We start from the raw sequence: 22,424 nt of genomic DNA on the forward strand, positions 1-22,424 counted from the left end.
GTTGAAAACTTCTGTATAGAATTTTACACAATAATTAGGACTTGACTCCAAAGGTAGAGGGAACCCGCTCTTAAAGAGGAGAGAGTCGCTCTAAAGTAGAGGAAATCCGCTCCTAAAGAGGAGAGAGTCGCTCCAAAGTAGAGGGAACCTGCTCTTAAAAGTGTGAGAGCCGCTCCAAAGTAGAGGGAACCCGCTCATAAAGAGGAGAGAGCCGCTCCAAAGTAGAGGGAATCCGCTCCTAAAAGAGTGAGAGCCGCTCAAAGATGGAGGGAACCCGCTCCTAAAAGAGTGAGAGCCGCTCAAAGATGGAGGGAACCCGCTCATAAAAAGGTAAGCTCCGCTCTAAAGTAGTGAGAACCCGCTCAAATAGGGGAAAACTCGCTCCTAATCAGGTGAAAAAATTTTAAAGCAGAAAGACCTATGTTCGAGAAAAGCGAACATAGGTCTTTTTTGATCACTTGGTAGGTAAAAGGGGAGATTTGTAAATATATAATGTTTTATTTTGGTAAATTTGTTATGGTTAAATTAGGGAAGTTATCACATGATACATAGTATTCAAGGAGAAATTGTAATGAAAAAAAGAAGGCGTATGTTATTTTTAATCGCACCCATAATGATGTTAGCTTCTTGTAGTAGTGAGGGTGAGAGTGTTACTGCTAATGAGAAAATGTATATTTCATCGGTTCAAAAAAAGGAAGTTTATGAAATTCAACAGCCTGCAAAAGTCAATATTGCTAGAGGTTTAATCGTCAAAAAAATGAACAATGCTCTAAATATCAATGAAATCGAGAGAGGACTCATGGATTTGTCAGTGAGTCATTTTTCAACAGACAAGTTTTATATGCAGGAAGGTCAGTATTTGGATGAAAATACGATTACCCAATGGTTAAGCAGAAAAAAAGATGAAGGTATTGGTTTAAACCCAGCTATTGAAAAGAGAAGTGGCAATGTGCTGGAGGATGAAAAAAAGTATCCTTTGATTCTCTCTCATGTATTAGAACAAAACTTTATTAATAAAGAGAATAACAAAGTTGAGGGCATATCGATCGCGATCTCGTTAAATGAATTTTATGACATACGAGTTTCCGATGAAAATGGCTTAATTTACACGGGCCAAGTGAAAGTAGACCAAAATGATGATGAAATCAATGATGTTGAAAAATACGGTAAAGAAGTAGCTAAAAAGATTGTTGAGGATATAAGAAAAAATGAAAAGTATCCGAGAGTTCCTATTTATTTAACTTTATATCAAGAATCTAATATAAACGATATTATACCAGGCATATTTTTAGCTGAAACCTTTATTTCGAAAGATACAGATACCATCTCAAAATGGTCTAAGGTTAATAAAAAGTATTATACATTCCCTTCAGATGCCTTATATAGTTTAGACCAAAATATGTATAATAAAATATTAATTTTTAAAGAGGATATTCAAGCTGGATTTAAACATTTAAACCCTAAAATTATAGGGAAACTGCGTTATGAGGATGGCAAACTAACAGATATTAACATGGATTTACATATTCCTCTGATAAATGATGTAGAATTGATTGGCTTGCTACAGTTAACTAGTACCAAGTTAAATACAATTTTATTTGATTATATTCCCATTACAGTTCGAGTAATCGACCACAATGGGGATGTAGGAATTGTCCTTTGGGACCCAATAGAAAAACAAATTTTTGCATCGCCTATTTAAGTCGTAAATGGAAATCTAAAGGGGTCAGCTCCTATTTCAAATTTCGTAGCTTGTGTCTATATCTACTGAAATTGAAGAACCATCACTATTATCAAATTTCATGAACCATTCACCTGCTAGGCTCGCATCCACCTTGTAATTTGTCGTAAATGATTGCCCAGGCTTAATGATCTCTCCTTCTATCCAAGCCGTTCCATTAGGTGCAGTTAATATAAACCTAATAGATTGTGTGCTGTTATTTTTCACATAAATTCGAATTGCATCAGTGCTATTACTAGTTGCTTGATAATTAAAGCTCATTGAACCCTGACCTGTTGGAAAGGTAGTAGATGTTGAAAGAAGAATGGGCGAACCGTCACCCATTTCATCACTTTGTTCAGCTATGATAGTAGAATGAGGTTCTTCAGCAGTAGCAGCTAGAGTCGGCAGACGAGATGAACTGTGTGTATGATTAGCTATATAAGATGCTCCACCAAGTGGAAATATAAAAAGAGTCACTGTTAATAAAAAGGCAAATTTTCTCATGGTTCCTCCGCTTAAATATATTTTGAAATCATCTTAATAATACCTTTATTTAACTGTATAGTAAATATTAGTTTAGGTGCTCATTAAAACGGAGCACCTATTTTTATAGGTGAAGGCGTTCTAAAACATAAAAGTATTTCTTTGCAATCTTTGAAATGAATGTTTATTATGAAAATGATAATCATTTTCAATTATTGAAAGGGGAGTAACAATGAAAAGACATCTTATTATTGGGATGCATTTAGCTGTTCACGGTAATCATGGCAAGCAAGGTGCGTTGATAGATGAACATATTGCATTTGCGCAGCGTGCTGAGGCAGCAAAATTGGATTTTGTATTTAAGGCTGATTATTTAATAGCTCATCCAGAATTAATGGCTAAAATGAAAGGAACGGTTGGCTTAGATCCTAGCTTTTTAATGGCGATGGTGGCAAGAGAAACCAAACAGATTGGCTTAGTGACAACGATCTCCACATCATTTACGCCACCTTATCTGATTGCGCGTCAATTGCAATCCTTAAATTGGATTAGTGATGGGCGAGTTGGATGGAATATTGTGACCTCCATAGATGGTGCCCATAATTTCAGCAATGAATCTATGCCTTCTTCAGAAGAGCGTTATGCTAAAGCTACAGAATGTACAGAGGTGGTCAAGCAGCTGTGGCATAGTCAACCCTACGAAACATTAGAAACGGATGGGAATATAGAAAAAATAAAAGAGCTTGTCAAGCCAATTGAACATGAGGGCGAGTTTTTCCATATTAAAGGTCCCCTAAATCTCCCTATGCATCCAGCAGGAGAGATTCCGCTCTTCCAAGCAGGCGCGTCGGATGTTGGGCGACAATTTGCAGCTACTGTTTCCAATGCTATTTTCGCAGCTACACCAGCTATGGAGGTGGGCATTGAGATGCGTAATGATTTGCGTCAACGTGCCATTGAAGTAGGTCGTTCTGCTGACGATATTCGCTTATTACCTGGGCTGTTTTTCTTTATAGGTGATACATATGAAGAAGCACTCGAAATGCACCGACAAGCGCATGCACATTTAACGCTTGAACGACGCTACAGTGCTTTAGAATCTGTGATTGGTATGGATGTTCGTCATTTGTCAATTGAAGATCAGGTGACCGTTGATATGTTGCCACCAAAAGATCAAAAAGTACGTAGTAAAACACATGCAGATTTGGTGCGTCGTTATATTATAGAAAATGAACCAACTGTTGAGGTATTGTTAGCACGCCCCGAGGTAATTGGCTCAGCCCATCTTGTAGCAATCGGCACACCACAGGATATTGTCGATCAAATCGTTACTTTTTATGAGGAGGGCGCATTGGATGGCTTTATTGCTGTACCAGGTGGCCCTGTGAAATCTTTAGATTTATTCTTTAGCGACGTTATTCCCATGTTAGTAGAGCGGGGGTTATTCCGAGCTGAATATGAAGGTAGCACATTACGTTCCCATTTAGGCTTAGATGTGCGATCTCCAATTAATAGCTGAAAAAGGGCAAGCCATAAGCTTTGCCCTTTTATTGCTAGAAACTCATTCGAATATTAATCGGATAAAGATAAGGTGATTCGGGTTGTTCGATTGTCACCCAATCATCAATATGGATAACAGGTAAGCTTGCACCCTCATATGTTGTTTGACTAATTGTACCGACCACTTCAATCCATGTATCTTCTGTGAGTGTTGGAGCGTCTGGAAACTCTGTCAGAAAGCCGACGATACTGGCATCGGCGACACAATGCGTAATAAGAAATCTTGAAATAACTAGTTGCTTTTCTGTAAAGCTTTCTTCTTTTAAAACAAAGCCCTTCAACTGTATTTTCTTCCCCAAATAGTTTTCTAAATTTTGATTAATTTCCTCGTAATAGATCGTATAGTCCTCATCGGTCATTTTCAGCATCGATTGTTGGGATAACTGTTGCTTTAATTGGTCATATTGCTTTTTTGTCATTTCCTGTTTTTCTTCCATCAGTCGCGGATCAGCATCATGCTCATCATAGATGTTTTCATCAATCGTTTCATTTGAAGTGAGATAATCCTCTATTTTAGATGATTGCCTTTGCTGGGTGAGAATAAAGGCACCACCTTTTTTATCAGCGATGGCAGCATCTAAAATTTTAGCTGGCACGAAAAAGCCTGTCATTATCGGTGTCATGATAATGAGGTAGGCAATCATTTTTTTTCGTGTAAAGGCTGAGTGACCATGGTCGTGATGGGAACAGCAAGCTTGTCCAATAGGATCACATGAGTGGGGAGCCTTTGAAAATGATATAACTCTAGTCAATTGAACAAGAAATAGTATAAAAAATAAGATGGCGGCTGTTTTACTCAGGCTTTCATATTTAGGGTTGATGAATTTTGTTAGTTCTCCGGTCCAATGCAAGTTGGCTATCATAGCCGAAAAGGCAAGTAACATTAAGGCTCTTAACGCTTGTTGAACGTTAAATTTCATGGTTTTCCCCCTTAGAGATACGCTGAAAGAATCCATATACTAATGTAGACAACTGTAGCCACTAAGGCGATTAACCAAAAGACAAATTTTAAGCGAAATATGCTCATCAACATAATGGTATTTTTCAAATCGATCATAGGGCCAAAAATAAGAAAGGCCAGAATGGATGGAGTGGAGAAAATAGCACTAAAGGATGCGCCAATAAAGGCATCTGCCTCAGAGCAAAGTGACAGAATGAAGGCTAAGCTCATCATAACTAGAATGGAGGAGGATTCACCGTCTCCAATTGCTACGAGTGTTTTGGTTGATACATAGGTTTGTACAAAGGCAGCTAAAAATGCCCCGATAATTAAGTATTTGCCCATATCAAAAAATTCATCGATGGCATGCTTGACCATATTTAATAGTTTTGTGACGAAAGATGTTTGTTGACTAGTGGTTGTCAATGAGTAGGGCTGTAAAGAGCTCTTAAATTGTGAGCCTTTAAAAAATAAGCTGATGAGTAATGCTACGACAATGGCGATGACAAAGCCAACAAGCATTCGAAGGCTCGCTATTCTTAAATCATTGCCAAATGCCATATAGGTAGAAAGAATAACAACGGGATTAATAAGTGGACCAGTTAACATAAAGCCTATAGCTGCATGTATAGGTACGCCTTTGGCAATTAATCTTCTAACAATCGGAACAATTCCACATTCGCAGGCTGGAAATAATGCACCTACAAGACAACTCATGATAACGGCCATCACAGGGTTTCGAGGAATCCACCTTTGGATATGTTCCTCTGTTATAAATATCTGAATAAAGCCAGCAATCAGTATTCCAATTAAGACAAATGGTAATGCTTCAATTAAAATACTTAAAAATATCGTATTTAAATTGAGTAGAGAGGAACTAAGGTCGTTTAGTGCTGAGACGTTGAATAACAGTAGTGGTAGCATGCCTATGAATAAAATGAAGAGGAACCAAAAATTCAATACATATTTAGAAAAATGGAGACGTTCCACATAGACCTCCTTAAAGTGTAATGGTTACGTTTTAATGTAAGATATGACATAGATGATATTGTTATTACTTCAAAAAAGGAAAGAGAAAGTAAAAATTGGTTCCTACCATCTTTTTACTTTCCCTCTCTATCGAATTATTTAGGAGAATACTTAGTTCTATATTGTTTAGGGGTGATACCCGTAAATTTTTTGAAAACTTTAATGAAATAGCTTTGATCTGTGAAATTAAGTAATGAACCGATGTCTAGAATTGGATAGTTGGTAAATGTTAAGAGTTTTTTCGCCTCATCAATCCTTTGCTGCTGAATATATTCACTAAAGGAAATCCCTACTTCCTTTTTAAATAAGGAGGAAAGATAGTTGGGGCTTAGGTGGCAAATAGCTGAAAGTTGGTCGAGTGTTAGATCCCCATATAATTGATTTTCAATAAAATGGATACAGGTAGTAATGGGTGCTGAATATTTCCTTGTATTAGCTTGCGATACACGGCTTGTAAAGTCGTAAATAGCTTCCTCCATTAACGAAAGAATATCGATTAAACTGGTTTGATCCTCTAGCTTTTGAATGTAAAAATCATTTAATGTAAAGGCTGTTTCTTCATTTAAACCACCCTCAATCGCTGCACGGCAAATTAGGGCAATTCCTGTAATCATCAAATATTGAACACTTCTTACATTATTGCGTTTTGAAAGTATTCCCAGTTCTTCCTGCTCGACAATGGAATAATTCAAAACTTCATTTAATTTCTCCATACGTCCATTTTTCACATTGTCTAACAATATTTTTTCATAATAAAGATTTGTATGAACAATATCATTTCTTCTAGCGTATGAGAGCTCAAGCGCAGTATTTTCCTCATGACGAATTAGAGGTCTTAATGCTTGGTTATGATAAATGACAGCAGTTTTATTTAATTTCTTTTGATAGATCGAGTAATAAACAAACAAACTAATGGCCAAACACTGCTGATAATGAAGAATAGGAATTAGCTCTTGATTAACATTTGTCTTAATGTCTCCCACTTCTGGAGAAAGGGAAGGACCAACTACAATCGCCCCTAAATATTGATCCTCTAACTGCACGTTGATATAGAAGAAATTAAATTCAGCATAAGAGAAAAAAATCGGATAATCATTTGTATCCTTATGATAAGGATATGTTTTCAATTGTTCCTTTAAAGAAATGTAAGATGGATTATTGGTTGATGAATAGTCAAAAATTATGTCTCCCAACGAATTAATATAAGTGACTGGAAGATGATGTGTTTCGTATATTAATTGACTTATGTATTGAAGGTCGATCGTGGTAATTTTCATGTTCCTACACTCCAGTTCGTAATGATGCTTTCAAAATGAAAGCAGTTACAATTTTTATTGTATAGACATTGAGAAAGTACTATTTTGTGTAGAATAATACAATAAATGATGGGGAAGTAGCAATAAAATAGACAGTGACTTCAAAATGTTAGGGAGGAATAGAAGATGGATCTTTTGAATAAAATTGCAGTTGTAACGGGCGCAGGAAGCGGTATTGGAAGAGCCAGCAGTTTGAAACTTGCTAGCAATGGTGCAAAAGTGGTAGTTGTGGATTTCAACAAAGAAACAGGGGAAGAAACAGTAAGCTTGATTAAAGAGCAAGGTGGAGAAGGTATCTTCGTTCAGGCTGACGTTTCAAAAAGTGAAGACGTTCAGAAATATGTCAATACGGCTGTTGATACGTATGGACGCATTGATGTATTTTTCAATAATGCTGGAGTTATTCAAAAAATCTCTCCATTAACAGAGATTGAAGATGCAGAATATGAGCGCATTATGTCGATCAATGTGAAGGGTGTATTCCTTGGCTTAAAACATGTTTTAAAAGTAATGGAAGGACAAGGAAGCGGCTCTATTATTAATACAGCTTCTACAGCGGGTGTTCGCAGTGAGCACAGTATGGCTGTCTATTCTGCAAGTAAGCATGCAGTAGTTGGTTTAACAAAATCTGCTTCTTTGGAGTATGTAAAAAAAGGTATCCGTATCAATGGTATTTGTCCAGGTGGAGTAGAAACGGCATTAACAAACAGTGTAACTGCCATGTTTGAAACAGGTGGCTATGTGCCAGAGGAAATTCCAAACATGAGAATGGGTCGCTATGCGAAACCAGAAGAATTAGCAGAAATGGTTGTGTTCCTAGCATCGGACAAAGCAAGCTATATGACAGGCTCCATCGTGTTAGTTGATGGTGGCTTAACTTTATAATGAAAGAAGAAATCCAGTGAATCATTTCACTGGATTTCTTACGGTAATGAACCGAATCGCTATAGGGTGAATTTTTTGAGCTCATTCATCAACGTATCAGTCATAGCTTGAAGTTCGTCTATTTTAGCACTAATTTTTTGGAAGGATAGTAGCTGTTCTTGCGTTGATGCAGATATTTCTTCTGTACCGGCAGCCGTTTCTTCCGTAATAGCAGAAATATTTTCAATGGTACTATTTACTTGCTGGCTCATTTCATTGGTTTGCACCATTTCTTTTGTGAGGTTTTGTAAATCGCGATGGATAGCTGTTATATGCATGGTAATAACGGCAAATGATTGTTCCGTTTCAACCATGGATTGTGATTGCTCATTTGATAGCTGATAACCTCGTTCAGCCGTAGTAAGGATGTGCGTAATGCCATCTTGAATATGCGTAACCATAGAAGTGATTAAATTCGTTGCATTCTCCGTTTCTGAAGAGAGCTTTTTAACCTCCTCGGCAACAATGGCAAACCCTTTACCTGCTTCTCCCGCTCGTGCAGCCTCGATGGCAGCATTTAAGGCTAATAAATTGGTTTGGCTGGCAATCGTGTGGACAGCATTGGCTGCTCCTTCAATCTCTGAAGTAAATTGAGAGAATTGGGTAACAGCCTCTTTAATATCAAGTGATGTGGTTGAAATATCCTGCGCAATGGCCGATTGTTTTTCCAATGAATACTGACCATTTTGAACAGCCTCCAGAGCCTGTTTACCAGTGTCAGCCGATTGCTCACTTGTACGCATTACAGCCTTAAATTGATCTGCCATATTATTCATTTGGAGTGCCACTGATTGAATGTCTTCAGACATCGTATAGCTGCCTTTTGCTAATTCGTCGGTAGAAGTAGCGACTTGATTGCTACTTTCATGAATAGTATTCATATGGCTCGTCACTTCTTGTGTAAACAAATTAACGTCCTTTCCAATATAATCGATGGATTGTACGGTACTTTTTAAATTATTCATCATCTCTGAAAAGCTTTTTGTTAATTGATCAATCTCATATCGACTGTTTGCCTGATAGGAAAGGGTAGAGGTATCAATGGTTAGGTTTCCTGTTGCTGCGGCTTGTGCGCAATCTACAATCTGATTAATTGGTTTGGTAATTCTTTTCGCAGCTACATAGGAATAAAGTATCGTAGCAATAATTAATAGCACACTACCTATGATGGTAGAGGTTGTAATGAAACCTATTTTTTGCTTCGTTACTTGTATCATTTCTTGATACCATTCGTTCGTTTCTTTTTTGAGCAAATACATATCGTTTAAAATCCCTTTAATTCTGATGGACTGCTTTTTAATTTCAGAGCGATTGTTTTCTTGAAACCCGCTTTCAGTCGCTTTTTCTAGATTTTCAAATTTACTAGCTATTTTTTCGACGATTGTCTGATGCTCAGGTATTCTCGTTAGAGAGGCTAATGCCCCTAAATTACTTTTTGTTTCTTGTAAAATAGCGAGCGCTTCGTTTTTATTGGCTTCACTATCTAAGTAGGTAAAATTATTTAAAGATTGACTGGCAACAACTAAACTTTGCTCTAGTTCTTTCACTGCAAGTAAAAGTTTCGTATCATCCTGTGCTGTGGTCTGGATCGTGAATGTTTGAATGATAATAAAGCCAATCATCGCCATAGCCAGTACGATTGGAATCAGTGTGTTCATAAATAATTTCTTACGTAGTGTCACTGGCCATTCCCCTTTTCTGCAGTAACTTTTATCGTTCCTGAAATAATGGCTTCTTGGGCTTTTTCGATGGCAGTTTGTTGCTCAGCTGTTAGTTGTATTACACGAATATCTGCTAGTCCCACGCCTTGATCCGCCAAACCTAATGCAAACGATTTTTCAGTAATTTTCCCATCTTCTACTAATGCTTTAGCAAGTTGATAGACAGCTAGGTCAACATTTTTCAGCATGGATGTGACAACTGTTTTTTCGGCAACAAAAAACTGATCGATATCAACACCTGCTGCATAGATCCCCATTTCCTCTGCCTTTTTTATCGCCCCAAAGCCAGTAAAGCCTGCTGCATGGTAAATAAAATCAACGTTATTTTTGATATACTTTTCTGCTATTGCTGCACCAGCCTGGGTATCGTCAAAGGTACCAGCATAGTCACTCATAATTTCAATCGATGGCTGTACATAACGTGCCCCTTCGATAAAACCATTTTCAAAGTGATGGATAACAGGAGCATCTGCTCCACCAATAAAGCCAACTTTTCCTGTTTTACTTGTCATAGCGGCAATCATGCCAACTAAAAAGCTACCTTCTTGTTCTTTAAAGGTAATCGAAATGATGTTGTTAATATCAGATTGCCCGTCAATCAGTATAAATTGCTGAGAGGGATTTTGTTTTGCAGTCTTTTCTAGTGCTTCTTGTACAGAGAACCCGAGACCAATGATGATATCATATTTTTCTGCTACAAGTTCATTCAGCTTTTCCTCGTATTTACCATCAGGAGCCTCTTTGTAATCAAACAAAATGCCTAGCTCATCGCGCGCTTTTTCTAAGCCTTTAAAAGCGGAATCATTAAATGATTCATCGCCTAGTCCTGCATCTGATAGTAAAATTCCTATCTTATATCCTTCAGTTGATGTTTCTGTCGGTGCTGAGGAACAGCCTGCTATCAACAGAGTGATCAAAAGAAAACTAGTGAATAATTTCTTCAAATTTTGTGTACCTCCTGTTGTGTATAAAATATATATCGGCAAAAACTTAATATTTTTAGTCTGATGTCAGACATCCGTGCAAAAAATTTTTAGGATGTCTAAGAATAATGAATCATTTCTATATACATAATAAGTTAATAATATAAAGCTAGATTACTAATAAAGTAATTGATTTATAAAGGTTTTCGTAGCACTTCTTGTATGTATAGCACTATAAAAGCCTAACGCAAATAGCGTCAGGCTTTATATGTTCTAAACAGCGCCGAATAATTTTAATAAATTAATAATAATAATGCCGATTACCCCAAAGTCTGAATCACCGAAGGTTGTGCCCTCATAGCCAATGTCTCCCATAAAGATAAGGAGTATGGCTGGAATAAAGCTAATTAATAAACCATTGGCAAAGGCTCCGGACATCGCACCAATTCTACCGCCAGTAGCATTTCCAAAGACACCCGCCGCAGCACCTGTGAAGAAATGTGGAACAAGACCTGGCACAATGACTTTTAGTCCGATGAAGGGGAGTATAAACATGGAAACCAGCCCTGCTATAAAACTAAAAATGAAACCAATAATAACGGCATTTGGTGCAAAAGGAAAGATGGTTGGACAATCAAGTGCTGGTTTTGTGTTTGGTACAAGCTTATCTGCTATGCCTTTGAAGGCTGGAATAATTTCAGCAATTAACATCCGTACACCTGCTAAAATAATATAAACACCCGCTGCGAATGTAATCGCTTGCATAATAGCGAAAATAATAAAATTTGAGCCAGCTGATAATTGTGACTCAATATAGGAAGGGCCAGCAAAAAGGGCAACAATTACAAAGAACACACTCATTGTTAAAGAAATAGCAACTGAGGTATCTCGTAAAAAGCCTAATGCTTTCGGAACCTGTATATCTTCTGTGGATTTCATTTTATTACCGAAGAGCTTACCAATCTTTGCAGAAACATAATAGCCAACACTGCCAAAGTGACCAACAGCAAAGTCATCACTCCCTGTTATTTGTCGAACTGTCGGCTGTAAAATGGCAGGGAACACGACCATACAAAGTCCAAGAATGATAGACCCAACAAGAATAAGAGGTGTACCACTCATCCCTCCAACTGATAATGAAGCGGCGATTAAACAAGCCATAAATAATGTATGATGTCCAGTTAAAAAGATATATTTTAATGGCGTAAATCGCGCAAATAGTAGATTCATAATCATACCAAATACCATGATTAGTGCAGTAGCTGTACCAAAATTAGTCTGAGCAGCTGCCACGATGGCCTCATTGTTGGGAATGACTCCCTGTACTTGAAAGGCATGATCGAACATTTTACTAAAATGATCTAAAGAGCCAATTAAGACAGTGGCACCAGCTCCGAGGATGACAAAGCCCATTATCGTTTTTAATGTACCTGACAGAACAGTGGAACTTGATTTTTTTTGAATAAGTAAACCAATAAAAGCGAATAGGCCGACTAATATAGCTGGTGTTCCTAAAATGTCATGCATGATAACATCTAACATACCAACACCTCATCCTATCCAAATTTTTGATGCTTAAAGCAAAGGTTCAAGCTTTTCTTTTATTTCTGCAATACTCATCATATTAACAATGCTCACAATGATTCCTTTGTCTTTCGCTAATTCATTCACGATATCTGCTGCCCCTAAATAAATATCTGCTTTATCCGCCTTGGCAGACGCTAAATCTGTATGCGTTACCTCTGCATCTTTCCCCAATACTTCTAATGCTTTTTTAACATTCAATTCTAAAATAAAGCTACTTCCTAAACCGCTCCCACACACGACTAAAATTTTCATTCTGTTGACTCCTTTGTCGTATATTGTTTGATTTTCTCCCATATCATGTCCGCATGTTGACAGGCGATTAGGTCATCAATCTGATCGGGTTCTTGTAAGACTAATGCCAAATCAGCCAACACCTGTAGATGTGAAGCATTGTCAATGGCAGCTAGCACAATTAGTAGGTAGACAGGCTGATTAGGGCTAAAAAAAACAGGCTTTTGTAATCGTAGCAAGCTTATGGCTAGTTCAAGAACCCCATCAGATGGCCGTGCATGAGGAATGGCTACTTTGGGTGTGATGACAACGTAAGGACCATAGTGTTCAATAGATCGAATCATGGCTTCGACATAGCGCTGTTCAATTTTGTGTTGTTGTACTAATGGGCTAGCCGCTAAATGAATTGCTTCTTGCCATGATCGGACAAAGTTTGCAAGCTGTATACAATCTTTTGTCAACAGCTTGGTTAGCAAGGACAACCCTCCTTTCATAAAAATATCTTCCCATTCCATGTTATTACGACTGTATGTGGAATTATGTCATCGTAGAAGACATTTTTAATTGCTTTGCTATTTCATAAACCGACATTTTGACAAATTCATCCATTTTATGATCTAAGCGCGTTTTCGGATAAATCAATTGAATTTTTCTATTTAGTGTTACATCATGTAGATCTTTCTTGAGCAGTACACCTGATTTTAATTCTTTTTCTATTAAGGAAACAGATAGAAACGCCAAGTTTTTGCCAAAGGTCAGCATCTTTTTAATCGTGCTCACAGAATCCAGCTCAATTGTGTAAATAGAAGGCTGAAATGGGTCCATCCACTTTTCAATGAAGTGATTCGTGGAGCTAGAGGATGTATGCAACAATAGCTTGTACTTAAGAATATCTTCTTTGGTGATGTCTTTTTGTGCTGCTAGCTCGTGTGATGGGCTGAATGCCAATACAAGTGCATCTTCACCGATTGTTTCGTAATGAAGTAAAGGATTTTCCTGCTTAGTCTCCATGATGAGCCCGAAATCTAATTCTTGTAGTGCTACCTTTTTTTCAATTTCAGGTGCTGTTTTTACTTCTAATGAAATGCGAATCTCAGGATAGGTCGTTGAAACTTGATGAATTAAATCTGGCATAAAAATATGGGCAGGTAAGCCACTCGCCCCAAGTCGTAATGAACCGATATGGCCTGCTAAAAGATTTTCAATAAAACGATCCATATCCTTTTGAAGTTGAACCATTTGACGAGCGAAATGATACACACCTTCGCCCGCTTCTGTTAAACGGTATCCTCCAGCATTTGTTCGAAATAAATGAATACCATATTCCTCCTCTATAGAGCGAATATGAAATGATACGGTGGGGGCTGTAATGCCAAGTGCTTTGGCGACAGGTGCTAATTTTTTTAATTCTACAAGTAAGCAAAATGCCTGTAATTTACTATTGTTCACTTTATCCTCCTAAAGGAAATTAGAAAAAATCTTGTATTTGCTTTAGTTTATTAGATTTTTTTTAACGTGTTATTAATAGTAGATTAATATTTTCTAAATATCTGGAATTTATAGTTGTAAGTAACGAGGAGGATACTTATGAAAATCTCATTAAAAAATATCGAGAAAAAATATGGGCAGTCTCAAGCATTGTGGCCGATTGATGTGGAGTTAGATCAGCAATTTATTACGATTCTCGGACAATCAGGCTGTGGCAAAACAACCTTATTAAAGTTGATAGCTGGCCTTGAACAGCCATCAAAAGGAGAAATACGATTTGATGACACCGTCATTTATTCTTCGGCGTCTCGTAAAAATGTCAAACCAAATAAGCGTAATATTGCTATGGTTTTTCAAGATTTTGCTCTATGGCCACATATGACCATCTTCCAAAATATTGCCTTTGGCTTAAAGGGCATTATTCCGAAATCAGCTATTCCTGAACGAGTCGAGCATGTGATGCGATTGGTAAAAATGCAAGGCTATGAGAAACGAAAGCCAGGTGAATTATCGGGTGGACAACAGCAGCGAGTGGCATTAGCTAGAGCTTTAGCGACCAAACCGCAATTAATTTTATTTGATGAACCTTTATCCGCTCTCGATGCTGTTTTAAGAGAGCAAATGCAAGATGAAATCATGCACCTCATTCATGAGCTTAATTGCCAAGCCATTTTCGTAACACATGATCAAACAGAGGCCATGACAATGTCTGATCAAATTATCGTTATGGAGGCAGGGAGGATTGCTCAAATTGGCTCGCCTGAGGAAATTTATCGTGCACCAGCAACGCCCTATGTGGCAGATTTTATTGGCAAAGTGAATTGGCTTCACAATCGACAATCAATTGTGCGACCTGAGGGTGTTTCGAGAATATCGCGTCCTGGTACGATTGCCAAACAAGCGCAGATTGTGAAAAGTACATTTGTTGGCGATCGTTATCTAGTACAAGCACAGGTAGAAGGACAGTATTGGAACTTTTATGAGAAGCAGCCATTAGAGCATGGAAAAAGGTTGCAAGTTTTTATTGATGAAAAACAAATCTATCAATTGGAGGGTTTACATTGAAGAAACGACATTTTAAATTTTGGGCAACTGCTGGCATTTTATTGGCCTTAGCATTAGCTGGCTGTGGTAATAAAGAGGCAAAAGAGACGAATGAAGCAAGTGCAAAGACACAGGAGGAGAAAGTTCTGACAGTGTATTCTGCTGGGCCAGATGGTTTAGCTGCAAATATTCAGCAAGCATTTGAAGAAAAAACAGGGATTAAAGTGGAAATGTTTCAAGGAACTACGGGTAAAATTCTCTCTCGTTTAGAAGCGGAAAAAAATAATCCTGTAGCTGACATTGTTGTACTTGCCTCTGTTGCCTCAATGGATGGGTTAAAAGCAACAGATCAATTGCAAAGCTACGAAGCGGCTAAAAACAAGGACAAAATTAACAGTGATTGGTCGGATCAAGATGGATATTTTTATGGCTACAGTGCCTCTGCTTTAGGTATTGCCTATAATACGAAAAATACGACACAGGCGCCTACGGATTGGTCTGATTTAGCAAAAGCTGATTGGCAAAATAAAATGAATATACCAGATCCAAGTCTGTCAGGCTCTGCTGTTGATTTCTTATTTGGCTACACAGCAGCAGAAAAAACAGCTTGGAGTACGATTGATAGTTGGAAGAAAAATGGCTTACAAGTCAATGGTGCGAATAAAGAAGCCTTGGATGCGGTTATAACAGGCGAGAAAAATGCCACGATTGCAGGTGTAGATTATATGGCTTATAAAGCAAAAGCAGACGGTGAGCCAGTGGAAATTATCTATCCGACGAGTGGGACAGTAGTTAGTCCAAGAGCAGTAGGTATTTTAAAGGATGCACAACATGTAGAATCTGCACAAGCCTATGTTGATTTTTTATTGTCAGATGAAGGGCAAAAGCTAGTAGCAGATGCTTACTTATTACCAGGGAATAAAGATATTGCTGTGAAAAATCGTGCAGCATTAGATGAAATTCCACAGTTAACAGTTGATTGGATGGGTGCGGAAGCGAAACAGCTGGAAGTACTAACAAAATTTACGGATTTATTTCGCTAAATAAAGGGAGGTTGATATACCTCCTTCTAGTTTTCATAGAGAAGGGTTGACATGCCATGATAATGGAAGGAAGACGAGCTTTTGGATTTTTACTGACAATTGTCATCATATTTGCTATCGCACCGTTGATGGCCATTTTATTTTATACCTTTATAAAAGAGGGACATGTTGATATATCACAATTTAGTCGAATGTTTGCACACGATAGAATATGGAAAACGCTTGGGAATTCGGTGGTTTTAGGGGTTTTTGTGATTATTGGGACAACAATTATCGCATTACCTATGGCTTTCATTCGCACGAAAACAAGTTTATATCAATATGAATGGCTCGATATAGTGTTAACGATTCCATTTATGACACCTCCCTATATTGGTTCAATGGGCTGGATTTTGTTTATGCAGCACAATGGTTTTTTACAGCAGCTTATTCCAAGTGCTGCTTGGATGACAGATTCCTTCTTTTCCTTATTTGGCATGGTAGTGATCATGAGCCTACACCTGTTTCCGTTTTTGTATTTAATGCTGAAAAATACATTGCTTCGCATAAATGGCTCATTTTTAGATGCAGCGCTGATTTTTGGGCGAAGTTCTTTGCAAAATTGGCTAAAAGTTGTGTTACCTCTTTTACTTTCGAGCTATGTTTTGGGAAGTCTCCTTATTTTTATTAAGACGCTTGCTGAATTTGGAACGCCAGCTACATTCGGCAGTCGGATTGGATTTCAAGTGTTTACAACCGAAATTCATTCCTATTTATCAAGATGGCCAGTTGATATTCGCATGGCAACCTCGCTATCCTTATTCTTATTGTCTGTTTGCTTAGTCATTTGGTATTTCCAAAATCTCATTGGACGCAAATATACATATGGTGTGCTATCAGGAAAAACACCTGCTAGACGTGAGCTCAAGGACAAGTGGTATATAAAAACAGCTTCGTGGACTTTTGTAGGGCTTGTTCTATTGCTATCTATCGGCATTCCTTATTTCTCTATTATTGTGACCTCTTTGCAAAAGGTAAGAGGAGATGGGTTACAGGCAGGGAATTTCAGTTTGGCTTCTTATCAAGAGGTCTTCACTAGTGGAAGTGCAGGATTGACAGCATTTTTAAATAGCATTGTTTTTTCTATCATGACGGCCTTGATAACCGCCATAATAGGTTTATTCATCGCTCTTTATATTAAAAAGGGAGAAACCAGAAAGCAGCAAATATTAGACTTCTTTAGTTTAATGCCTAATATTATTCCGGGGATTGTCTTTGTTGTAGGTTTAATTATGTTTTGGAATGCTCCTTGGCTTCCCGCAACAATTTATAACACAAAGGCAATGGTAATAGTCACATACTGTGTACTGTTTTTACCTTATTCGGTGCAGTATATAAAGTCTTCTTTTTCACAATTGGATGCCTCTATTTTTCAATCAGCTGCTATTTTTGGACGTAGTAACATTGCGGTTTATCGTCGCATCATCCTACCACTTTTGATGCAGGGTATTTTAACAGGAATGATGATGACTTTTATTATTTCAATGCGAGAGCTTGTAGCTGGCCTTTTAATTTTGCCACCATCCGTAGAGACAGGGGCAACCTTTATCTATAGCCAATTTGAGCAAGGTAATGTAGGGGTTGGAATGGCAGTAGCTGTTATAACCGTCCTTATGACTGTTATTTTTATGTTCCTATTGGGTTGGCTGCAAAAACGAGGAGGGCAGGCCAATGCTTAGTGTTGAAATTTTAGGTGGTGTAGGCGAATATGGGCGCAATTGTTTTTATATAGAAAATCAGAGGCAGGCCATTTTATTGGATTGTGGCATTATGAAAAATACACAAAAAACGCCACCAAATATTACATTTAATCATATTGAAAAGCTAGCTGCTGTCTTTATTTCTCATTCGCATATTGATCATGTAGGGGCATTGCCAATACTACAGAACATGGGCTATACGGGACCGATACTAATGAGTCATACAACTGCTCAGCAGCTTCCACTGCTTATCCCACAAGTCAGAACTTTCTATCCAGATACGATTGGAAAATGGATAGAGGTCAATGAATATCTTGCCTTTCAATGGGGATATAGTGGGCATTTAATTGGAAGCGTGTGGTACAAAATTCGTTTTTTTGATGAAATGATTTTTTTCTCTGGTGATTATGTAGTCGATTCGTATTTATTAAAGGCGACCTTGCCAGAGGAGGATGGAACGGTTTATGATGTAGCGTTTATTGATAGTGGACATGCGGAAAAATGCATTCGAAATCTTGAGGTGTTACAGCAGATGGCTATGTATGTAAAGGCTCATCCCAATCATTCATTTATATTCCCCTCCTCTTTTTCGGGCAAAACAGTCGATATTATGACGTATCTTTCCGAACATACAACTCGAGCGATTAGGGTAGATGCCAAGCTACAACCTTTATTGGGGCATTATGATGAAGAACATGAAAATATTTGGCCGAATAAAGTGATGCTTTTAGAACGACTCAAGCAAAAACTGGACAGTGACCATGTACTGTATTTTGTCTCAGAGCAGGATGAGGCTCAAGTGGAGGAGCTTGCAAAGGTTTATCCGACTGCAATTTTTGTTCATACAGGCTATTCTCGTCATGCTTCCAATCCAGCTAGCTTAAAGCATATCTCTGAGGAGTTCTTCTATAAAACACATCCAGACTATTGGGATTTAGTGGAACTGTCACAGAGACTTCGTGCACGACAAACGATCTATTTTCACAGTACACATACAAATTTAACAACAACATTTCCGAAGGAGGAATTAAAGCGTGACTAAACTAAAAAAATGGGCATTTTATCTGTGTGTCTTGGGCTTAATAGTGATTAGTATGATGGGTGTGAATACAACACAAGCGAAAGCAGCCATTGAGCCAGGACATGAAATTAAATTCAATATTAAACCTGAGATTTTTAATGAATCAACTATTGTCCAGGCTTTTCAAGCAACTAAAAAGGATGACGTAAAAGTTTATTTTTATGATACGCTTGACCAATTGTTTCTACGTCATGACTATATACACCGCTTACGTGTATATAAGGGTAGTAATAAAATGGATATAACCTACAAAAAGCGTTTTTTAAACACACCTTTAAGTGAAGCAATGGCAGAAACAATGAATCATGGTTTTACTGGTTCTGAGTCAAATTATAAGTTTGAGCTAGATATTAAGGAAGATCATCGTACATTTACGATAAGCCGAAAGGAATCTTTGAAGACTTCTGCTGAAGTCTCTTATGATTCAGTTGCTACAAATGTTGCGAAAAAACTCATTCTTGAAAATGCGCCAAAGAAAATTGTAAATTGGAACTCCGAAGCATGGTATAAAAATACGTTGTCTCAAGTTGTCGTATATGGGCCTGCTAATGCTACGAACTATAAAGGAAGCTTTTTAGGACATGAAGCGGATATAGAGGTATGGCAGTACAAAGGCGATATTATGGTTGAACTTTCTACGAAGGTAGATGATGCGGCTCAAGCAGCTACTATAGAAAAGCAATGGTATGAGCAACTATTATCCACTGGCTATCTAAGCGGGGATCAACGTGGTAAAACGGCATTTGTTATGGATAAATGAATAGGACGATAATGATTTCGCCTCATATAGAAATGAGGCGAAATTTTTCCTTGGCAACAGAGAGATTAAAAAAGTAGGTCCATGTTTGTTCTAACTTTGATAATTTCGCTTACACTTACTATAGGACGAACTTTGGGTGATATGAGGGGGAAATAACATAGCGAAAAAAATGGGCATTGTTACACTACTACTTTTCGGTGTTTACGTGCTTTGTATGTACTGGTATATTTTCCACAGCGGTGGTGGTAAAATACCAAGTGCCTTACAAGGAACGGCGGCAGATCCAGTGATGTTTATGTCTGGCAAGGAGCTTTTTTTAAGTGGTGAATATTCAAAAATACGGAACTTTGTATTCTTTGTAGCCACACCTTTAGAATGGCTTATTTACTTCTTGATTTTACTATTGGGTGTATCTCGTTATTTCGAAAATGTGACGACCTCCCAAACGAAGTGGAAGCTATTGCAAAATGCGGGTTACTTATTCCTATTATCTTTATTGCTCTATATTGTGCTATTCCCACTTGATTATTATCGCTATCATCTAAGCAAAAGCTATGGCATCAGTACACAAGCATTTGCATCTTGGATGAAGGATGGTGTCATTGATTTTTGGGTGAATTTTGGCACTAGCTTGATTATTGTTACGGTGATTTATTGGCTCATTAAAAAGAGCGAAAAAAGATGGTGGCTCTATGCTTGGCTTTTAACTATCCCCTTTACAATCTTTGTGATGTTCATTCAGCCAGTTGTCATTGATCCTTTGTACAATGATTTTTATCCACTAAAAAATAAAGAACTGGAAACAAAGATACTTTCACTTGCTACACAGGCCAATATTCCGGCAGAGCATGTTTATGAGGTCAACATGGCAGAAAAGACAAATGCTTTAAATGCTTATGTGACAGGAATTGGGAGCAATTCGAGAATTGTGCTATGGGATACTACATTAAATAGACTAACGGACAATGAAATTTTATTTATCATGGCACATGAAATGGGACATTATGTTGAAAAGCATATTTATTTTGGCATTGCAGGCTATTTATTCTTAATGTTAATAGGGCTATGGCTAACAGCGAAAATTATGCGTCGCTTGATTTCACGATATGGACAGGTTTTAAAAATTAATAAAATCAGTAGCATTCGTTCCTATCCATTATTTTTACTCATTACTTCTATTTTACTATTTGCTTCCAATCCAGTATCCAATTTTATATCGAGATATCAAGAAACGAGAGCCGATCAATATGCTATTAACCTTATGAATGATCGAGAAGCGGCTGTAACAGCATTTCAAAAGCTAACGATTTCAGGCTTAAGTGAAGTGAACCCGCCACTCTTAGTGAAGTGGTTCCGATATACACATCCACCGATGCTTGAGCGAATCTATAAAGTTGCGGATACTGGGGAACATAAACAAAATATGCCTTTAAAGGAAGAACAGAAGAAAAAGTAAGAGGATAGGTTTTTCAGGAGAGTAAATTGGGTAGTCTATGACAAAGATGTATCAAAAATTGGTCGTTGATTGATAGGGGATAGCATTATGCGAAATGTGATTATAATTACACTTTCTTCCATTTTAGTGGCCTTTGCCTATAATTATTTATTGATTCCCCATGAAATCTTGAGTGGTGGGTTGAGTGGTATTGCCATCATGCTTGGGATTATTACCCCTTTAAATACAGGCGTGTTAAATTTACTGCTTAACCTGCCTTTACTGATTTTAGGTGTGATGAAGCTCGGCAAGCGATTTATTAGCTACACCATTCTTTCGGTGGCTGTATTGTCAGTGAGTTTATATATTATTCCAATACACAAAGCGACACAAGAGCCAATCCTCGCGTCCTTATTTGGTGGTGTTATTGTAGGGTTTGCAATGGGCATGATTTTCCGAGCAGCTGGCTCCTCAGGGGGCTTTGATATAATTGCTATGCTACTTAGCCGGAAACGTGATTTTCCGCTCGGTACGTTAATTGCCGCTATGAATGGAATCGTAGTGGCTGCTTCTGGCTTTGTCTTTAGCTGGGATGAGGCGTTGTTAACCCTTGTGTCCATTTATGCAACTGGAAAAGTAGTGGATACAATTCATACAAGCCATATTAAATTAACGCTGATGATTATTACGAGTAAAGGGGACGAGGTCAAACAGCAACTATTAGAAAAGCTACATCGTGGAGTAACGATTATCGATGCAAAGGGAGCGTATTCAGGCGAGGGTCGGAAAGTATTAATTACTGTTATTACGCGTTACCAACTAGCTGATGTGAAAAGCACGATTAAGGAGACTGATCCAAAGTCGTTTGTGAATATTTTACAGACGACGGAAGTAATCGGAATGTTTGACCGTGGTACAACTAAATAATGCTATTCTCTACACACGTTTTAGGTTATACTTACCATAATCGAACGTGTGTTTTTATTTGAGGGGACGGGGATGGTAAAGATGGAAAAAGAAATAATTCATGCTTACTGTATACAGCTTCATGGAACAACGTATGACTATCAAGAGGAGTGGCAAGCAGATCGCTATCATATCGGTGGAAAAATGTATGCCATGCTTGGAGGAAATAGAACAGGTAAGCCTGTTCTTACATTGAAATGTGAGCCTTCTCGAGCGGAGGAATTACGAGAAGCCTATGCAAGCATTATACCTGGTTACTATATGAATAAAACCCATTGGAATTCCATTTATATGGATGCTGAGGATGTCCCGATGGATTTAGTAGAGAATCTTATTAAGCATTCGTATGAACTTGTTTTCAATAAACTAACGAAGAAAGCACAGCAGGAAATTCAATTGATTGGCAACCCTTCAAACAAGTAATGAATAGC

The 22,424-nt window shown here is 37.8% G+C and carries 21 protein-coding genes; 11 read left to right on the forward strand and 10 right to left on the reverse strand.

The features are described from left to right. The first annotated feature begins 571 nt into the window (after window positions 1-571). Window positions 572-1,702, forward strand: a complete 1,131-nt coding sequence (locus BFM98_RS12835; RefSeq protein WP_083225373.1) for a CamS family sex pheromone protein — start codon at window positions 572-574, stop codon at window positions 1,700-1,702. Window positions 1,703-1,738: 36 nt separating this feature from the next. On the opposite strand, the gene BFM98_RS12840 is transcribed toward BFM98_RS12835, so the two are convergent. Continuing rightward, the gene (locus BFM98_RS12840) at window positions 1,739-2,227 is read right to left on the reverse strand and encodes a cupredoxin domain-containing protein (protein WP_066037577.1); all 489 of its coding nucleotides are present in this window, start codon (window positions 2,225-2,227) and stop codon (window positions 1,739-1,741) included. A 235-nt stretch (window positions 2,228-2,462) separates the two neighbouring features. Between BFM98_RS12840 and BFM98_RS12845 the strand changes: the two genes are divergently transcribed. Next, window positions 2,463-3,725, forward strand: a complete 1,263-nt coding sequence (locus BFM98_RS12845) for an NtaA/DmoA family FMN-dependent monooxygenase (protein ID WP_254660041.1) — start codon at window positions 2,463-2,465, stop codon at window positions 3,723-3,725. A gap of 34 nt (window positions 3,726-3,759) precedes the next feature. On the opposite strand, the gene BFM98_RS12850 is transcribed toward BFM98_RS12845, so the two are convergent. The 3 genes from BFM98_RS12850 to BFM98_RS12860 all read right to left on the reverse strand — a co-directional run bounded on the left by BFM98_RS12850 (window position 3,760) and on the right by BFM98_RS12860 (window position 7,012). Then, a complete protein-coding gene (locus tag BFM98_RS12850; protein WP_066037579.1) occupies window positions 3,760-4,686 on the reverse strand; it encodes a TIGR03943 family putative permease subunit in 927 nt (308 codons plus the stop codon). Between the two features lie 11 nt (window positions 4,687-4,697). Beyond that, the gene (locus tag BFM98_RS12855; protein WP_066037580.1) at window positions 4,698-5,696 is read right to left on the reverse strand and encodes a permease; all 999 of its coding nucleotides are present in this window, start codon (window positions 5,694-5,696) and stop codon (window positions 4,698-4,700) included. A gap of 134 nt (window positions 5,697-5,830) precedes the next feature. After that, the gene (locus tag BFM98_RS12860; protein WP_066037581.1) at window positions 5,831-7,012 is read right to left on the reverse strand and encodes an AraC family transcriptional regulator; all 1,182 of its coding nucleotides are present in this window, start codon (window positions 7,010-7,012) and stop codon (window positions 5,831-5,833) included. A gap of 165 nt (window positions 7,013-7,177) precedes the next feature. Between BFM98_RS12860 and BFM98_RS12865 the strand changes: the two genes are divergently transcribed. Beyond that, window positions 7,178-7,936, forward strand: coding sequence for an SDR family NAD(P)-dependent oxidoreductase (locus BFM98_RS12865; protein ID WP_066037582.1), 759 nt, complete (start codon window positions 7,178-7,180; stop codon window positions 7,934-7,936). A 59-nt stretch (window positions 7,937-7,995) separates the two neighbouring features. Here BFM98_RS12865 and BFM98_RS12870 read toward each other — a convergent pair whose 3' ends face one another. The 6 genes from BFM98_RS12870 to BFM98_RS12895 form a co-directional block, all read right to left on the reverse strand. Then, window positions 7,996-9,657 (reverse strand): methyl-accepting chemotaxis protein, encoded by a 1,662-nt coding sequence (locus BFM98_RS12870; protein ID WP_066037583.1) that lies wholly within the window; start codon window positions 9,655-9,657, stop codon window positions 7,996-7,998. Further along, window positions 9,654-10,640, reverse strand: coding sequence for a BMP family lipoprotein (locus tag BFM98_RS12875; protein WP_066037584.1), 987 nt, complete (start codon window positions 10,638-10,640; stop codon window positions 9,654-9,656). Before BFM98_RS12875 ends, BFM98_RS12870 begins: the two co-directional genes overlap by 4 nt. 252 nt (window positions 10,641-10,892) lie before the next feature. Continuing rightward, entirely contained in the window at window positions 10,893-12,161 is a 1,269-nt protein-coding gene (locus tag BFM98_RS12880) for a PTS ascorbate transporter subunit IIC (RefSeq protein WP_066037585.1), read from the reverse strand. A 33-nt stretch (window positions 12,162-12,194) separates the two neighbouring features. Further along, entirely contained in the window at window positions 12,195-12,458 is a 264-nt protein-coding gene (locus BFM98_RS12885; RefSeq protein ID WP_066037586.1) for a PTS sugar transporter subunit IIB, read from the reverse strand. Continuing rightward, window positions 12,455-12,913 (reverse strand): PTS sugar transporter subunit IIA, encoded by a 459-nt coding sequence (locus BFM98_RS12890; RefSeq protein ID WP_054550682.1) that lies wholly within the window; start codon window positions 12,911-12,913, stop codon window positions 12,455-12,457. Before BFM98_RS12890 ends, BFM98_RS12885 begins: the two co-directional genes overlap by 4 nt. A 61-nt stretch (window positions 12,914-12,974) precedes the next feature. After that, window positions 12,975-13,886 (reverse strand): LysR family transcriptional regulator, encoded by a 912-nt coding sequence (locus tag BFM98_RS12895; protein WP_066037587.1) that lies wholly within the window; start codon window positions 13,884-13,886, stop codon window positions 12,975-12,977. Between the two features lie 138 nt (window positions 13,887-14,024). On the opposite strand from BFM98_RS12895, the gene BFM98_RS12900 reads away from it, so the two are divergent. The 8 genes from BFM98_RS12900 (at window position 14,025) to BFM98_RS12935 (ending at window position 22,416) form a co-directional block, all read left to right on the forward strand. Then, window positions 14,025-14,990: an ABC transporter ATP-binding protein gene (locus BFM98_RS12900; protein WP_066037588.1), complete on the forward strand. Its 966-nt coding sequence runs from the start codon at window positions 14,025-14,027 to the stop codon at window positions 14,988-14,990. Beyond that, window positions 14,987-16,012 carry an ABC transporter substrate-binding protein gene (locus tag BFM98_RS12905; RefSeq protein ID WP_066037589.1) on the forward strand — a complete coding sequence of 342 codons (1,026 nt, stop codon included), beginning with the start codon at window positions 14,987-14,989 and terminating at the stop codon, window positions 16,010-16,012. Before BFM98_RS12900 ends, BFM98_RS12905 begins: the two co-directional genes overlap by 4 nt. A gap of 56 nt (window positions 16,013-16,068) precedes the next feature. Next, window positions 16,069-17,730 (forward strand): ABC transporter permease, encoded by a 1,662-nt coding sequence (locus tag BFM98_RS12910; protein ID WP_066037590.1) that lies wholly within the window; start codon window positions 16,069-16,071, stop codon window positions 17,728-17,730. Continuing rightward, on the forward strand, window positions 17,723-18,793 hold the full coding sequence (locus tag BFM98_RS12915; RefSeq protein ID WP_066037591.1) for an MBL fold metallo-hydrolase: 1,071 nt from the start codon (window positions 17,723-17,725) through the stop codon (window positions 18,791-18,793). Before BFM98_RS12910 ends, BFM98_RS12915 begins: the two co-directional genes overlap by 8 nt. Next, the gene (locus BFM98_RS12920) at window positions 18,786-19,592 is read left to right on the forward strand and encodes a hypothetical protein (RefSeq protein WP_066037592.1); all 807 of its coding nucleotides are present in this window, start codon (window positions 18,786-18,788) and stop codon (window positions 19,590-19,592) included. Before BFM98_RS12915 ends, BFM98_RS12920 begins: the two co-directional genes overlap by 8 nt. 157 nt (window positions 19,593-19,749) lie before the next feature. Further along, window positions 19,750-21,048, forward strand: coding sequence for a M48 family metallopeptidase (locus BFM98_RS12925; RefSeq protein ID WP_048389701.1), 1,299 nt, complete (start codon window positions 19,750-19,752; stop codon window positions 21,046-21,048). 87 nt (window positions 21,049-21,135) lie between these two features. Next, window positions 21,136-21,954 carry a YitT family protein gene (locus tag BFM98_RS12930; protein ID WP_066037593.1) on the forward strand — a complete coding sequence of 273 codons (819 nt, stop codon included), beginning with the start codon at window positions 21,136-21,138 and terminating at the stop codon, window positions 21,952-21,954. 81 nt (window positions 21,955-22,035) lie between these two features. Continuing rightward, window positions 22,036-22,416: an MmcQ/YjbR family DNA-binding protein gene (locus BFM98_RS12935; protein WP_048389704.1), complete on the forward strand. Its 381-nt coding sequence runs from the start codon at window positions 22,036-22,038 to the stop codon at window positions 22,414-22,416. Window positions 22,417-22,424: the final 8 nt, after the last annotated feature.

Origin of the sequence: Lysinibacillus sp. AR18-8, assembly GCF_001705465.1 — a bacterium.
Lineage (GTDB): Bacteria > Bacillota > Bacilli > Bacillales_A > Planococcaceae > Lysinibacillus > Lysinibacillus capsici.